The 15708-nt window shown below is 50.2% G+C and carries 14 protein-coding genes and 2 pseudogenes; 13 read left to right on the forward strand and 3 right to left on the reverse strand.

The features are described from left to right. Positions 1 to 36 precede the first annotated feature (36 nt). Genes DWZ16_RS00665 through DWZ16_RS00675 form a run of 3 tightly spaced genes read right to left on the reverse strand, consistent with a single transcriptional unit; the run spans position 37 to position 1971 of the window. Positions 37 to 714 carry a choline-binding protein gene (locus DWZ16_RS00665; protein WP_107000300.1) on the reverse strand — a complete coding sequence of 226 codons (678 nt, stop codon included), beginning with the start codon at positions 712 to 714 and terminating at the stop codon, positions 37 to 39. A 15-nt stretch (positions 715 to 729) separates the two neighbouring features. Then, positions 730 to 1494 (reverse strand): IclR family transcriptional regulator, encoded by a 765-nt coding sequence (locus DWZ16_RS00670; RefSeq protein ID WP_107000299.1) that lies wholly within the window; start codon positions 1492 to 1494, stop codon positions 730 to 732. A gap of 18 nt (positions 1495 to 1512) precedes the next feature. Further along, positions 1513 to 1971: a hypothetical protein gene (locus DWZ16_RS00675; protein ID WP_107000298.1), complete on the reverse strand. Its 459-nt coding sequence runs from the start codon at positions 1969 to 1971 to the stop codon at positions 1513 to 1515. A gap of 239 nt (positions 1972 to 2210) precedes the next feature. On the opposite strand from DWZ16_RS00675, the gene DWZ16_RS00680 reads away from it, so the two are divergent. From DWZ16_RS00680 to DWZ16_RS00735, 13 genes and pseudogenes are all read left to right on the forward strand, one after another. Beyond that, entirely contained in the window at positions 2211 to 4325 is a 2115-nt protein-coding gene (locus tag DWZ16_RS00680; protein ID WP_333490942.1) for a diguanylate cyclase, read from the forward strand. 12 nt (positions 4326 to 4337) lie between these two features. Then, a complete protein-coding gene (locus tag DWZ16_RS00685) occupies positions 4338 to 4694 on the forward strand; it encodes an Hpt domain-containing protein (protein ID WP_107000297.1) in 357 nt (118 codons plus the stop codon). A gap of 184 nt (positions 4695 to 4878) precedes the next feature. Next, positions 4879 to 5163, forward strand: coding sequence for a co-chaperone GroES (locus DWZ16_RS00690; RefSeq protein ID WP_022359940.1), 285 nt, complete (start codon positions 4879 to 4881; stop codon positions 5161 to 5163). Between the two features lie 74 nt (positions 5164 to 5237). Next, positions 5238 to 6862 (forward strand): annotated as a pseudogene (groL, locus tag DWZ16_RS00695) (chaperonin GroEL). A gap of 381 nt (positions 6863 to 7243) precedes the next feature. Next, complete coding sequence (gene guaB, locus DWZ16_RS00700) at positions 7244 to 8698, forward strand: IMP dehydrogenase (RefSeq protein WP_022359938.1); 1455 nt, start codon at positions 7244 to 7246, stop codon at positions 8696 to 8698. Positions 8699 to 9127: 429 nt separating this feature from the next. Continuing rightward, a complete protein-coding gene (gene nusB / locus DWZ16_RS00705; protein WP_107000295.1) occupies positions 9128 to 9571 on the forward strand; it encodes a transcription antitermination factor NusB in 444 nt (147 codons plus the stop codon). Positions 9572 to 9574: 3 nt separating this feature from the next. Then, complete coding sequence (gene xseA, locus DWZ16_RS00710) at positions 9575 to 10786, forward strand: exodeoxyribonuclease VII large subunit (RefSeq protein WP_118522080.1); 1212 nt, start codon at positions 9575 to 9577, stop codon at positions 10784 to 10786. Positions 10787 to 10895: 109 nt separating this feature from the next. Then, positions 10896 to 11105, forward strand: coding sequence for an exodeoxyribonuclease VII small subunit (gene xseB / locus DWZ16_RS00715; RefSeq protein ID WP_107000293.1), 210 nt, complete (start codon positions 10896 to 10898; stop codon positions 11103 to 11105). A gap of 5 nt (positions 11106 to 11110) precedes the next feature. Continuing rightward, entirely contained in the window at positions 11111 to 12001 is an 891-nt protein-coding gene (locus DWZ16_RS00720; protein WP_117796477.1) for a polyprenyl synthetase family protein, read from the forward strand. A gap of 61 nt (positions 12002 to 12062) precedes the next feature. Beyond that, on the forward strand, positions 12063 to 13943 hold the full coding sequence (gene dxs, locus DWZ16_RS00725) for a 1-deoxy-D-xylulose-5-phosphate synthase (protein WP_118522081.1): 1881 nt from the start codon (positions 12063 to 12065) through the stop codon (positions 13941 to 13943). Between the two features lie 42 nt (positions 13944 to 13985). Further along, positions 13986 to 14833, forward strand: a pseudogene (locus DWZ16_RS00730) (TlyA family RNA methyltransferase). Next, on the forward strand, positions 14830 to 14973 hold the full coding sequence (locus DWZ16_RS15730; RefSeq protein ID WP_243021873.1) for a hypothetical protein: 144 nt from the start codon (positions 14830 to 14832) through the stop codon (positions 14971 to 14973). The pseudogene DWZ16_RS00730 and the gene DWZ16_RS15730 overlap by 4 nt, the downstream one beginning before the upstream one ends. Beyond that, the gene (locus tag DWZ16_RS00735; RefSeq protein WP_243021874.1) at positions 14970 to 15698 is read left to right on the forward strand and encodes an NAD(+)/NADH kinase; all 729 of its coding nucleotides are present in this window, start codon (positions 14970 to 14972) and stop codon (positions 15696 to 15698) included. The genes DWZ16_RS15730 and DWZ16_RS00735 overlap by 4 nt, the downstream gene beginning before the upstream one ends. Positions 15699 to 15708 lie beyond the last annotated feature (10 nt).

Genomic DNA, 15708 nt, shown 5'->3' on the forward strand with positions numbered 1-15708 from the left:
GGCGTTTGTTTGGTGCGCCTTGCGGCATACATTTATTTATTCCTTAGTGGAGTCAGAAGAACTATTATTTGCAATTTGCTCATCCGTCACAGACCCCTGGCGGTAGCCGCTGCCTGGTTCCTGTTTGGAGTTCTTCTTTGGAGCATCCGGCTTTTTGTCTCCGGAAGTAGAAGAGGTTTCTTTGGACGGACCGGAGCTTCCGGAATTGCTGTGGCTGCCGGAGCTTCCGTTGGAATTGCTGCTATCATCGCTGGAAGAATCTTCGGATGAGCCGGTGCTGGAGTCAGAGCTTCCGGAATCTGGCGTCCTGCTGGAGCTGGTGGCTGTTTTTTTCGTCTTTTTGGAGGAGCTGTTCTGGAAATCGTCCCAGCTTTCGTTATCGAATTCATTGGAAGCCGCGGTCTGGCGGCTCTGAGCGATGCCGTTTACCGTCCAGGCGCCGTCTGCGTTTACAGTGTAGCCGTCCGGTGTCGTGGTGGAGGTTAGAAGCCAGCCTTCGGCGTCGAAATAGTAGCATTCGCTGACGCCGTCCTGGTTGCCGTCGATCCAGCGCCAGCCATTTGCCGCCCAGGTGTTGTCACCGTTGTCGTACCACCAGCGGGCAGCATTGTCACCAGCTCCATTTTTCCAGCTTCCTGCCATCGCCGGGAAAGCGGCGGAGAGGGAGAGAAGACCGGTTGTTAAGCCTGCTAAAAATAAGCGTTTATTAATCATAAAGTGAAATCTCCTTTATTTCTCCTGCTTAAATGTATGTCCCATATAATAGGATAATTCTGCCGCACTGTGGCGGACCTGATCCTGCAGGTGCAGAAGATGTGTGTCATCTTCAATACGGGAATACGGTGCGATGATTCCGACCGAAGCGGAAATGCGTCCGTCAATACCGTAAATGGGAGCACCGATCCCGACTGCATCCGGGACGTATTCGCCGTGGGAAACGGCAATGCCCTTCTCACGGATGGTGCGGAGTTCTTCTGCCAATTCTGCGGGATCCGCCTTTGGAAATGCCTCAGGACGGGTTAAGCGTGTGTCCAGATAGCGGCGGATGTATTCGTCGCTCTGGAAAGCCAGAAGCGCTTTGCGGATCGCACCGCAGTGCAGATCCATCTCATAGCCAAATTCTTCGACGACCTTGAGGTGGTTCGGACCGTCCGTTTTGTCAAGTACCAGTCCCTTGTCGCCAACCTGGATGATCAGATAGGAATCCTCACGGGTACAGTAGGAGAGGTTCTTGAGAATCGGAAGCGCCGCATCCTGAATCCGCACATTGTCAGCCGCCGCCCGACCGAGAGAGATGAGGGCGGGACCAAGCTGGTAGGTGTGCGCGTGTTCATCGCGGATCACGTATTTTTTTTCACAAAATGTCTGCAAAATCCGGTGGATTGTGCTGGGCGGAAGCCCGGTTGATTCGGAAAGTTCTGCGATGGAATATTTGTGGTTGGCTTCTTTTAAAAGTTCCAGAAGTTCCATCGCGCGGAGAAGACTTTGTATCATGCAAAGAATCCTCCTGTGTTATTCTGTGATTTCCTCAACCGTCACGGTTGTGCTGTCATCCGGGGCTGCGTCGGAATCTTCTTTCTCGGAAGAAGATTCGCCGTCCTCGGAAACCGGAGCATCTGCGCGGACGGTTTCTGTTTTGACTGGTTCTTCGGAAGAGACATCTGCATCAGCCGGAGCTTTTTCGCTTTCCTCAGAATGTTCAGAAGTTTCCTCTGGAGTCTCAGCCGGAGCTTCCTTTTTCTCCGGATTTAAGGAAACATAGCTGCGTTCGGAGGCAGCTGTATCAGAAGCCTTGGAAGCTTCTTTATCGCCGGCATCGTCAAAATCATCGAAATCATCTTCAAAGTCGTGGAAATCCTCATCCAGTTCCTTGTGGAATGATTTATACTGTAAGACGTAAGAAACACCAGCTGCTGCAGCGCCGACGATAGCTGCCAGTGTCAGTAATTTACCAAAATGTTTTTTTGCCATGTTGATACTCCTCTCTATACGATTCGATATCCTTATTGTAATACGAAACGCCTAAAAAATAAAGGGAATCTTTTGTGAACAACGGGAAGTGTGTGAATCACGTGTTACGGGGTACGTATGCGTGAACAGTAACACAGGGGCGGTAATTATGTACAGGAAGCATGAGAAAAATGCTTGTTGTCATACCGGAAATCATGTAGAATAAAATTATATATTTGCTAGGTGGTGATAAAAATAAAATGATGAATTTGAATACAAAGATGACGGCGCAGGAATTGGAACAAATGATTGCACAGATGGAAAGGATATTTACGGTTGTACGTATTTTAGATAAAGATCTACTCCATAAGATGGACGTGAGGAACGGGGAACTCCGATCCGAGGACTGCAAATGCTATTCGTTCTGGGAAAAAGGAAAGAATTGTGAGAATTGTGCGGCACAGCGCGCGCTTGCGATGAAGGGACAGTGCATGAAGCTTGAATTTATCGGTCTGAAGATGTATCAGGTCATCGCGAAGTATCTGGAGGTGGATGGAGTTCCCTGTGTGGTGGAGATGATTTCCTGTCTGGATGATGAGACACTTCTTGACGCAGAGGGAAGAGAAGCACTCGTTAAGAAATTTGCACACTACAGGCGCGAGCTGTATGCGGATGCACTGACGAGGAGCTACAGCCGGAGATATTTTGAAGATCAGTTAAAAGAGCAGCGGATGGATGCCGGTATCGCGATGCTCGATCTGGATGATTTTAAGACCTACAATGATATATATGGGCATGTGGCGGGCGATAAAGTGCTGGTGACGGTGTCGGCGGCGATTATAAGCTGTATCCGTAAGACGGACCGCTTGGTGCGTTATGGCGGGGATGAATTCCTGCTTGTGATGCCGGGCATCAGTCTGGAGGCATTTGTTGAGAAGCTGCATCGGATACAGGATCTGATCTGCAACATGAGTGTTGAAGGATATCCGCAACTGAAATTGTCAGTCAGCATCGGCGGTACGCTGACGAACGGGGAGACAGTCGGGAAGGCGATGTGCCGGGCGGACGAATTTATGTATCAGGCGAAGACCTCCAAGAACATGATTGTGACTGAGAAAGATGGACAGTGGACACCGGAGGAGATCGTGGTAGCCGGGCGGCGCAATGCGAGTCGTTACCGCATTTTGATCGTGGACGATTCGGAGATGAACCGTATGATTCTCTCAGAAATGCTGAAAGGCGAATTCGAGATTCTGGAGGCAGAAAATGGTTCAGCATGTCTCGACATGCTGAACCGTTATGAGACGAAGATTTCCCTGATTCTTCTCGATATCGTCATGCCGGGGATGAACGGCTTCGGGGTTCTGGAATACATGAACCGCAACAACCTGATCGGGGATATCCCGGTTATCATGATTTCGGGCGAAGATTCGGGCGAGGTCATCAAGCAGGCGTATGAGTGGGGAGTTTCTGATTATATCAAGCGCCCGTTCGATATGGAGGTTGTACACCGGCGTGTCTTAAATACGATCAAATTGTATGCGAAACAGCGCCGCCTGGTGGCAATGGTGACGAACCAGGTTTTTGAGAAAGAGAAGAATAGCCGGATGCTGATCAGTGTTCTGAGCGAGATCGTGGAATTTCGAAATGGCGAGAGCGGTATGCACGTACTCAATATTAATATATTGACGACGATGATTCTGGAACAGCTCGTCAAGAAGACGGACAAATATCCCTTGTCCTGGTCGAACCGGATGCTGATCAGCACGGCATCATCCCTGCATGACATCGGAAAGATCGGAATTGACGAGAAGATTTTGAATAAACCGGGTCGTCTGACGCCGGAGGAGCGTAAGATCATGGAAAAACATACAGTGATCGGTGCGGACATGCTTGCGAATCTTCAGATGTATGAGGATGAGCCGCTGATGAAAGTGGCGTACCAGATCTGCCGTTGGCACCATGAGCGCTATGATGGAAAAGGATATCCAGATGGTCTAAAAGGGGAGGAGATCCCGATCTCAGCGCAGGTGGTGGCGCTGGCGGATGTGTATGATGCGCTGACAAGTGAGCGCGTCTATAAAAAGGCTTATTCTCATGAGGAGGCGGTGCAGATGATCTGCAACGGAGAGTGTGGTACATTTAACCCGCTCCTGCTTGAGTGCCTGTGTGAGATTCAGGATCCTATTAAAAAGGAGCTGCAGGAGGCAGCATACCGGAGTGAGATGAGTGATCCGGAGCGAAAAAATAAGAAATTTGAACATTATGACAATTCACAGAAGAAGTTTTTCGGCGCGGTGACGCAGGCGATTGAAAAAGAGTATGGAACTGCGGGCGAGGAGCTGAGCCGTATGAAAACTGAGGAAGAGAAATAACAGGAGGCTGTCATGACAATTCAGGAATGCTACAAAGAAATGGGCGGGGATTTTGAAGGAGTTCAGAAACGCTTTGGAGGTGTGGCGCTGGTGGAAAAATTTGCCATCAAGTTTCTGAGCGATTCCAGCTTTCAGGATCTGGAGGATGGATTAAAAGAAAAGGATGCGGAGAAAGCATTCCGCGCGGCACATACCCTGAAAGGAATCTGTCTGAACCTGGGCTTTGATGCCTTCTATGAGGTAAGCGCAGCGCTGACCGAAAAACTGAGAGGCAGAGAACTGACCGGATACGAGGCAGATTTTGCATCGGTAAAAGAGTGTTATGAGAAAACGGTTGCGGCGATTAAGGCATTTGAGGAGAGCAATTAATAGAACGGGGAGAAATGGAATATTTCAGTTCTCCCCGTAAAATTTACTAAAATTTTAGCACTCAACACTTGACGGTGCTAACAGAACGTGTTATAACATACTTCGTAAGAAGAAGATACATATCTGATTACGAAAGAAAAGCAATCAGATGGAATAAATTTGGATGGATAAGGAGGAGCCAATAATGAAGTTAACACCATTATTTGACAGAGTTGTATTAAAGCAGTTAGTTGCAGAGGAGACGACCAAATCAGGTATCGTTCTTCCGGGTCAGGCAAAAGAGAAACCGCAGCAGGCAGAGGTAATCGCGGTTGGTCCTGGCGGAGTGGTAGATGGAAAAGAAATCACGATGCAGGTAAAGGTTGGCGATAAAGTTATCTATTCGAAATACTCAGGCACAGAAGTTGAGCTGGACAATGAGAAATATGTCATTGTAAAACAGAATGATATTCTGGCTGTTATCGGTTAATCGATGGGCAGGATGTCTGGAAGACAGATGCTGATCGGAACGTTTATTCAAGAAAATTATGGAGGTTGATAACCATGGCAAAGGAAATTAAATATGGCGTAGAAGCCAGAAAAGCCTGGAAGCGGGCGTAAATCAGTTAGCAGATACCGTAAGAGTTACATTAGGACCGAAAGGCAGAAACGTAGTTCTGGATAAATCCTTCGGCGCTCCGCTCATTACCAACGATGGTGTGACCATTGCGAAGGAGATCGAGCTGGCAGACCCGTTTGAGAACATGGGCGCACAGCTGGTGAAGGAAGTAGCAACCAAGACCAACGATGCAGCTGGTGATGGTACTACAACCGCAACCGTTCTGGCCCAGGCGATGATCAACGAAGGTATGAAGAACCTGGCAGCAGGTGCTAACCCGATCATTATGAGAAAGGGTATGAAGAAAGCCACAGATGCAGCCGTAGAGGCAATCAAAGGCATGAAGAAGGACGTTAAGAGCCAGGCAGATATCGCAAGAGTCGCTGCTATCTCTTCCGCTGATGAGGAAGTAGGCCAGATGGTAGCAGACGCGATGGAGAAGGTTTCCAAAGACGGCGTTATTACCATTGAAGAGTCCAAGACTATGAAGACTGAGCTTGATCTGGTAGAAGGCATGCAGTTTGACCGTGGCTATGTATCTGCATACATGGCAACTGATATGGAGAAGATGGAAGCCGTTCTGGACGATCCGTACATCTTAATTACCGATAAGAAGATCTCCAACATTCAGGAGATTCTGCCGCTGCTGGAACAGCTGGTACAGTCTGGTTCCAAGCTGCTCATCATCGCTGAGGACATTGAGGGCGAGGCGCTGACCACCCTGATTGTCAATAAGCTGAGAGGTACTTTCACCGTTGTTGGTGTGAAGGCTCCGGGTTACGGCGATAGAAGAAAAGAAATGTTAAAGGATATCGCAATCCTGACCGGCGGTACTGTTATTTCCGAGGAACTGGGACTTGAATTAAAGGATACCACCATGGATCAGCTTGGTCGTGCGAAATCCGTTAAGGTTCAGAAAGAGAACACCATCATCGTAGATGGCTGCGGCGATAAGAAAGCCATCGCAGACCGTGTGGCTCAGATTAAGGCTCAGATTGAGGAAACCACTTCTGATTTTGATCGTGAGAAACTGCAGGAGAGACTGGCTAAGATGGCTGGCGGCGTAGCTGTTATCCGTGTTGGTGCAGCGACCGAGGCTGAGATGAAGGAAGCTAAGATGCGTATGGAAGATGCCCTGTCCGCAGCAAAGGCAGCTGTTGAGGAAGGCATCATCGCAGGCGGCGGATCTGCATATGTTCACGCAGCAGCAGAAGTTCAGAAGGTAGTAGACGGACTGGAAGGCGACGAGAAGACCGGCGGCCGTATCGTCCTGAAAGCTCTGGAAGCTCCTCTGTTCCACATCGCAGCAAACGCAGGTCTGGAAGGCTCTGTTATCATCAACAAGGTAAAAGAGTCCCCGGTAGGCGTAGGTTACGATGCTTACAATGAGGAATACGTAGATATGGTAGAAGCAGGCATCCTGGATCCGGCAAAGGTAACCAGAAGTGCCCTGCAGAACGCAACCAGCGTTGCATCTACCCTGCTTACAACCGAGTCCGCAGTTGCCAACATCAAAGAAGATGCACCGGCAGGTCCGGCAGCAGGCGCTGGCATGGGCGGCATGATGTAAGTAAGAGAGCCGGAAAATGACGGAAGATGTTACATCAGAGATGCAGTATCGAATGTAGAAAATAAAAATGGTAATTTATAGAAAGAATCTCTGACAGGCAGCTGCCAGGGGAGAGAAGGACTGCTATGCGAAGGTGTGGCAGTCCTTCTTTTTGGGTGAAAAAATTGGCAGGGAAATGAGGCTAAGGATGACTGCATTATTAATACTTATCTGATTGACATTATTTATAAGACACACTAATTAAATAGCGTAAGTAAATTCTATCGTCAACCCCTTTATTCTCCGGTTGACATATTTCAAAAAACTTGCTAAAATCAATTATTAACATCAGACAGTTTTCAATGTCCGGTGTTTAAAATTTACGAAAGTGAGGGTAATATAATGGGTAAGATTATTGGCGATGGCATTACATTTGATGATGTCCTGCTTGTGCCGTCCTATTCTGAGGTTATTCCGAATCAGGTAAACCTGACGACACATCTGACCAAGAAGATTCAGCTGAACATCCCCCTGATGAGTGCCGGCATGGATACGGTTACAGAGCACCGCATGGCGATTGCAATGGCAAGACAGGGTGGAATTGGTATTATTCACAAGAACATGTCGATCGAGGCGCAGGCTGAGGAGGTCGATAAAGTAAAACGTTCTGAGAATGGTGTAATCACTGACCCGTTTTATTTATCCCCAGAGCATACATTAAAGGATGCGGATGAGCTGATGGGCAAGTTCCGGATTTCCGGTGTTCCGATCACAGAGGGAAGAAAACTGGTTGGTATTATCACAAACCGTGACCTCAAGTTCGAGGAAGATTTCTCCAAGAAGATTAAAGAGTGCATGACTTCTGAGCATCTGGTTACCGCTCCGGAGGGCATCACCCTGACGGAGGCAAAGAAGATTCTTGCCAAGGCACGTGTCGAGAAGCTTCCGATCGTGGACAAGGATTTTAACCTCAAGGGTCTTATTACTATCAAGGATATTGAGAAACAGATCAAGTATCCGTTCTCTGCAAAGGATGCACAGGGACGTCTGCTCTGCGGTGCGGCAGTAGGTATCACTGCAAACGTGCTGGATCGTGTGGAAGCCCTGGTGAAAGCAAAAGTAGACGTAGTTGTTCTCGACTCTGCACATGGACATTCTGAGAATGTTCTTCACTGTGTCAGAATGATCAAGGAAGCATATCCGGATCTGCAGGTAATAGCAGGTAACGTAGCGACCGGAGAGGCAACAAAAGCTCTCATCGAGGCAGGCGTTGACGCGGTCAAGGTTGGTATCGGACCGGGTTCCATCTGTACGACCCGTGTCGTAGCAGGTATCGGCGTTCCGCAGATCACCGCTGTTATGGACTGCTACGCAGTTGCCAAAGAGTACGGCATTCCGATCATCGCAGACGGCGGTATCAAGTATTCTGGCGATCTGACGAAGGCGATCGCAGCAGGCGGCAGCGTCTGCATGATGGGTTCCATGTTTGCAGGATGCGATGAGAGCCCGGGAACTTTTGAGCTGTACCAGGGAAGAAAATACAAAGTATACCGCGGCATGGGTTCCATCGCAGCGATGGAGAACGGCAGCAAGGATCGTTACTTCCAGAGCGATGCGAAGAAACTCGTTCCGGAGGGTGTAGAAGGACGTGTTGCATACAAGGGAATGGTAGAAGATACCGTATTCCAGATGCTCGGCGGTCTGCGTGCTGGTATGGGTTACTGCGGCGCATCGGATATTCCGACTCTTCAGGAGACCGGACGTTTCATCAAGATTTCCGCAGCATCCTTAAAAGAGAGCCATCCGCATGATATCCACATCACAAAAGAGGCTCCGAACTACAGCGTGGATGAATAAAAATTGGATAGCATAAGCAATCGATAAGATTGTAAACGATATAAAAGCGGCGTTTCTGCTTCAGCAGGGATGCCGCTTTTTTGGCGGGTTACTGTTCACGCATACGTGCCCAGTAACGGAATTTGCCGTGGCTTCGCATTTAAATACGGCAAATTCCTGTTGCCACCACGTTTTCTTACGGCACTTTCGGTTCCAAAAGTGCCTACCCGTGAACAGTAACTTTGGCGTATTCTTTTTCTCAAACTCTTGTGAAAAAACCGGGGATACGGTATAATGATACATTAGAATAGTAGAAATATAACAATTATGCAGGAAAGACTGTGGATATTCAGAAAACGATTGCAGCGGATTACGAAAGGGATATTTGCGATACCGAGGCAGCAAATCGGGCGTATCAGACGGATAGAAACAGGTAACAGGAGGATTAGTATGACCAGAAGAGAACTGAGAGAACATTGCTTTAAGCTGCTTTTCTGTGCGGATTTTTACCCGACGGATGAGATGCAGGAGCAGGTGGATGTATATTTTACAGAGCCGAAAGAGGAGGACGATGTTCCGAGCGGAATCGGCGATATCATCCATAATCCGATGTTAGACACCTTTGACGGCGGATACGTAAAGAGCAAGGTTGAGAAGATTCTGGATGTGCTTCCGGAGCTTGACAAGGCAATCGATGGGGTTGCACAGGGATGGACTACCCGCCGTATGGGCAAGGTGGAACTGACGATCCTGCGCCTGGCATTATACGAGATCAAGCACGATGACGATGTACCGGAGAAGGTAGCGATCAATGAGGCGGTCGAGCTGGCGAAGAAGTTCGGCGGCGATGATTCACCGGCATTTATCAACGGCATTTTAGCGAAGTTGGTATAAGCGATGGCTGGCGTATATTCGGTTTCGCAGGTTAATGCATACATTAAAAATATGTTCGCACAGGACTTTGCCCTGAACCGGATTTCGGTCAAGGGCGAGGTTTCTAACTGCAAATATCATACGTCCGGTCATATTTATTTTACCTTGAAAGACGGTCTGGGAGCGATGCAGGCAGTTATGTTTGCCAGTAGGCGGAAGGGACTTACGTTCCGTCTGGAAGAAGGACAGCAGGTGGTCGTCAAGGGCAGTATCGAAGTGTATGAGCGGGATGGAAGATACCAGCTCTATGCCAGCGAGATCACGCTGGACGGCACGGGCGATTTATTCCGGCGCTTTGAAAAACTGAGAAATGAATTAGAAGAAATGGGGATGTTTTCCCCGGAATATAAAACGCCGATCCCAAAGTATGCAAAAACGGTCGGTATCGTGACGGCTAGCACCGGCGCAGCAATCCGGGATATTATCAATATCTCGGGACGGCGGAACCCTTACGTGCAGCTTGTCCTCTGCCCGGCACTGGTGCAGGGAGCAGGGGCAGCGCCGAGTATCGTGCGGGCGATCCAGACCCTGGATGCGCTGCATCTGGATGTGCTGATCGTCGGGCGCGGAGGAGGTTCGATTGAGGATCTGTGGGCGTTTAATGAGGAGAGTGTGGCGCGGGCGATTTTTGCGTGCCGGACGCCGGTAATCTCGGCGGTCGGGCATGAGACAGACGTTACGATCGCGGACTATGTGGCGGATCTGCGTGCCCCTACTCCTTCGGCGGCGGCAGAACTGGCGGTTTTTGATTACCACCTGTTTGAGCAGCAGTGCATTGCGGCGGCACAGCAGATGACGAAGCGGATGGAGCAGAAGGCGGAGCAGTATGCCTATCGCCTGGAGCAGTTTCGTCTGCGCCTGCAGCTTCACAGTCCGCAGAGCCAGTTAAATGAGAGACGGCAGTATCTGGAAGATGCGAGAGTTAAGATGGCGCGCCAGATGGAGAAAAAGATGTCCGATCTGCGCCATCGTCTGGAACTGGTGTGCAGCCGGATGGATGGTCTATCCCCGTTAAAAAAGATAAGCGGCGGATATGGGTTCGTGACGGATACAGATGGAAAACGTGTGGAGACAGTGACAGGATTGCAAGCTGGGGATACGCTGACCGTCCGTCTGCCGGATGGACGCGTGGAGGCGGAGATCCGGGAGGTTTATCAGGAAAACCTGCCTGGGTAAAAAAGTGGTTCATTGTGTTGCGTGTGAATCATAACAGAGAGATTTGAGAACACGTTTTCTTTCAGGAAAGATTCCGAGAGTATATTAGATAAAACAGGAGGCAGGATCGATGGAAGAAAATAAGGAAGAACTTTCGATCGAGGAAATGTTTGACCGTCTGGATGGCATTATGCGGACGCTGGAGGACAGCCGCAGCACGCTGGAAGAATCGTTTGCGTCGTATGAGGCGGGAATGCGTCTGGTCCGCGCCTGCAGTGAAAAGATAGATAAGGTTGAAAAACAGATTATGGTCGTAAACGGCGAGGAGACGGAGGCGTGACAGAGATGGAAAATGCAAAGGAACGGCTGGCACAGGCAGTCAAAGAAGCGGAAGAGATTGTATATTCTTATCTTCCGGCAGAGGAAGGGCATCAGAAAACGATCTTTGAAGCGATGAATTACAGCGTGAAGGCAGGCGGCAAACGCCTTCGTCCGATTCTGATGCGTGAGGTATACCGTCTGTTTGGCGGTCAGGGAAAAGAGATTGAGCCGCTGATGGCGGCGATCGAGATGATTCATACATCTTCCCTGATTCATGACGATCTTCCGTGTATGGACAATGATGAGTACCGCCGTGGCAAAAAGACGACCTGGGTTGCATATGGGTATGATATGGCAGTTCTGGCGGGAGATGCCCTTCTGATCTACGCGATCGAGACGGCGGCAAAGGCATTTGCGATGACGCCGGATGCGGCAAAGGTGGGACGTTGTATCCAGATTTTATCCGAAAAAACGGGTATTTACGGCATGATCGGCGGTCAGACGGTGGATGTGGAACTGACGAATCAGCCGATTCCGAAGGATAAGCTGGATTTTATCTACCGTTTAAAGACGGGAGCACTTTTGGAGGCTTCGATGGTGATCGGAGCCGTGATGGCGGGCGCGAGCGAAGCTGAGTGCGGGACAGTAGAGCGTATGGCGGCGGCGATCGGTCTGGCGTTCCAGATCCAGGATGATATTCTCGACGTTACCAGCAGCCAGGAGGTGCTTGGAAAACCGGTTCTGAGCGATGAGAAAAACAATAAAACCACTTATGTGACATTGGAGGGAATCGAGAAATCGAAGCATGATGTCAAACAGCTTTCGGAGACGGCGGTTGATATTCTCTATTCCCTGCCTGGAAAGAATGAATTCCTCGAAGAGCTGATCGAGATGCTGGTCAGCCGTGAAAAATAAAAAATCCAATCGAAGGCCGGGGACGACAGCGGATGTGGAAAACGGTTTGGGGGATGAAAGAATGGTATTAGATACGATGAAAGGACCGGAGGATGTAAAACGGTTGAGCGAGGAAGAACGCAAGGAGCTGGCGGCGGAAATCCGAGAGTTTCTGATCGAGACGACAAGCCGGACCGGCGGTCATTTGGCGTCCAATTTAGGCGTGGTAGAACTGACGATTGCAATGTTCTGCGCGCTGAATCTTCCGAAGGATAAGATTATCTGGGATGTAGGGCACCAGTCCTATACGCACAAGATTTTAAGCGGGCGGAAGGATAATTTTGATGGGCTGCGCCAGTATGGGGGCTTGAGCGGTTTCCCGAAGCGGAAGGAAAGCCCGTTTGATGCATTCGACACGGGACACAGCTCGACTTCGATTTCGGCGGGGCTTGGTATGGCACAGGGGCGCGATCTGCTGGGCGAGGATTATTCGATCGTTTCCGTCATCGGGGACGGCGCGCTGACCGGCGGCATGGCATATGAGGCGCTCAACAATGCGGGACGGCTCAAGACGAATTTTATTATTGTTTTAAATGATAATAATATGTCCATTTCGGAAAATGTCGGCGGTATGTCGCGGTATCTGAATAATCTTCGTGCAGATGAGGGCTACAATCTGTTGAAGAAGAATGTGGCGGGCACGTTATCGCGGATCCCGATGATCGGTTCGGATCTGGTCGGCACGCTGCTCCGGACAAAGAACAGCATCAAGCAGCTTCTGATTCCGGGCATGTGGTTTGAAAATATGGGAATCACGTATCTGGGACCGGTGGATGGACATGATATTAAGGGGTTGATCCGTATTTTCAGCGAGGCGAAAAAGATCAACCGCGCGGTGCTGATCCATGTGATTACGAAAAAGGGCAAGGGATACCGTCCGGCGGAGAAGAATCCGTCGGCATTTCACGGAGTTGAACCATTTGATATTGAAACGGGAAAACCGCTCCGGAAAAAGGAACATCCGGGCTATACAGATGTATTTTCCAGAGAAATCTGCCGTCTGGCAGCGGAAAATCCGAAGATCGTGGCGGTGACAGCGGCGATGCCGGATGGAACGGGGCTCAAACGGTTCTCGAAAGAATATCCGGACCGCTTTTTCGATGTGGGAATCGCGGAGGAACACGCGGTTACCTCGGCGGCGGGTATGGCGGCAGCCGGTCTGAAACCGGTGGTGGCGGTGTATTCGTCCTTTTTACAGAGGGCATATGATCAGGTCATTCACGATGTCTGTATCCAGAATCTTCCGGTTGTGTTCTGCGTGGATCGCGCGGGACTGGTCGGAAGCGATGGGGAGACGCATCAGGGTATTTTTGATTTGACATTTCTCTCCTCTGTGCCGAATATGAGCGTGATGGCGCCGAAGAACCGCTGGGAACTGGAAAAGATGCTGCAGTTTGCCATCTCCTACGATGGACCGATTGCGATCCGTTATCCGAGGGGCGAGGCCTACCGGGGCTTGAAGGAATTTCTGGCACCGGTCGAGTATGGCGTCAGCGAGATGTTGTATGAGGAGAGAGGGACGGCGCTTCTGGCAGTCGGAAGCATGGTCAGCACGGCAGAGCATATCCGGGAAAAATTAAAGAGTGCCGGGCAGCCGTGTACGCTGGTCAACGGGCGGTTTGTGAAACCGATGGATACCGACGTGATCGACCATCTGGCAGGAACGCACCATACGATCGTGACACTGGAGGAAAATGTCCTGCGCGGCGGTTACGGCGAGCGGGTGACGGATTATGTACAGAAGCATTATCCGCAGATCAAGGTAGTTAATATAGCGCTGCCGGATGCCTACGTCGAACACGGAAATGTGTCGGTGCTCCGGAATGAGCTGGGAATTGACAGTGATTCGATTCTGGCGCAGCTGAAACGTGAAGGTGTGCTGCAGACTGACGCGGAAGCATGATGGGAAACAAAAGAGTGGCAGCAGCGGAAGGAAGAACATAGAATGAAAGAACGGTTAGATGTACTTCTCGTCAAGAGAGGTCTGGCAGAATCCCGTGAGAAGGCGAAAGCGATCATCATGTCCGGGATTGTATATGTAGAAGATCAGAAAGAAGACAAGGCGGGTACGACCTCGATGAAAATGCGAAGATCGAGGTACGTGGATCTACCTTAAAATATGTGAGCCGCGGAGGTCTGAAACTGGAGAAGGCGATGACGCATTTCGGAGTGACACTGGATCAAAAGGTCTGTATGGATGTCGGCGCGTCCACAGGCGGATTTACCGACTGTATGCTGCAGAATGGCGCGGTCAAGGTGTTTTCGGTCGATGTAGGACATGGACAGCTGGCGTGGAAACTTCGCAATGATCCGCGTGTGGTCTGCATGGAGAAGACAAACATCCGTTATGTGACACCGGAGGATATCGGCGAGCCGGTAGATTTCTCTTCGATCGACGTTTCCTTTATTTCCCTGACGAAGGTTTTAGGTCCCGTCAAGGAGATTTTAAGCCCGGGCGGCGAGGTGGTTGCATTGATCAAGCCGCAGTTCGAGGCGGGACGTGAGAAAGTCGGAAAGAAGGGCGTTGTCCGCGAGAAGAGCACGCATCTGGAGGTCATTCAGATGGTGATGGCATATGCGGCGGAGATCGGTTTTGAGATCCGGAATCTGGAATTTTCCCCGATCAAGGGACCGGAGGGAAATATCGAGTACCTCCTGTATCTGCATAAACCGGAGCAGGCATCGGAGGAAACTGTGACTGGTGAGGAAGCACTTGCAAAAGCGGAAAAAGAGTGTCCGGTTTCACCGGAACAGGTTGTTGAGGAAGCTCACATGGAGTTAGACAAAACATGAGAAATTTCTATCTGATTGTAAACCGCGAAAAGCCGCGCGTAGAGGAGGCCGCCGATCTGATTTGCAGCTTTTTTGCAGAGCAGGGCTGCCGCTGCATCCGTCTGGACCGTCATGACGGCTTCGCCGGGATGCTGGGGTGATACCGGCGTATCGCTATACGGATCGTCGGACCGTGCCGGAGGACACAGACTGTGTGATCTGTCTGGGCGGTGATGGAACGTTGATTCAGGCGGCGCGTGATCTGGCGGGACGGAAGATTCCGCTGTTTGGCATCAATATGGGGCATCTGGGGTATCTGACGCAGATTGGGCATGAGGAGGACATTCTGCCTGCCATGCGGGATCTGATGGAAGACCACTACCGTCTGGAAAGTCGGATGATGATCAAGGGGTGCGTGATTTCTGGCGGGAAGGTTGTTATGGAGGATATCGCCCTGAATGATATCGTCCTGAACCGTATGGGAATTGATGCGTTCCGGTTTGAGCTGGCTGTCAATGGACAGCTGTTTAACGAATATTCGGCGGACGGCATGGTGGTTGCGACCCCGACCGGTTCGACGGCATACAACCTGTCAGCGGGCGGTCCGATCGTGGCGCCGGAGGCGGAACTGCTGGTATTGACGCCGCTCTGCCCGCATTCACTCAATTCGCGCAGCATCGTTCTGCCGCCGGATAACCATTTGAGTCTGCAGATTCAGACGACCGGGCGGACGAAGGTTTCGCTGAGCTTTGACGGCGATACGGTGGTTGATATTGAGCCGGGCGATACAATCGAGATAGCAAAATCAGAGATCGAGACGACTTTGATTCAGCTCAAACAGGTGCCATTTTTGGAAAATATACGGAACAAAATGAAACAGATATAAAAGGAGTCAG

The organism is Clostridium sp. AF29-8BH (assembly GCF_003478145.1).
GTDB classification, from domain to species: Bacteria; Bacillota; Clostridia; order Lachnospirales; family Lachnospiraceae; genus Otoolea; species Otoolea fessa.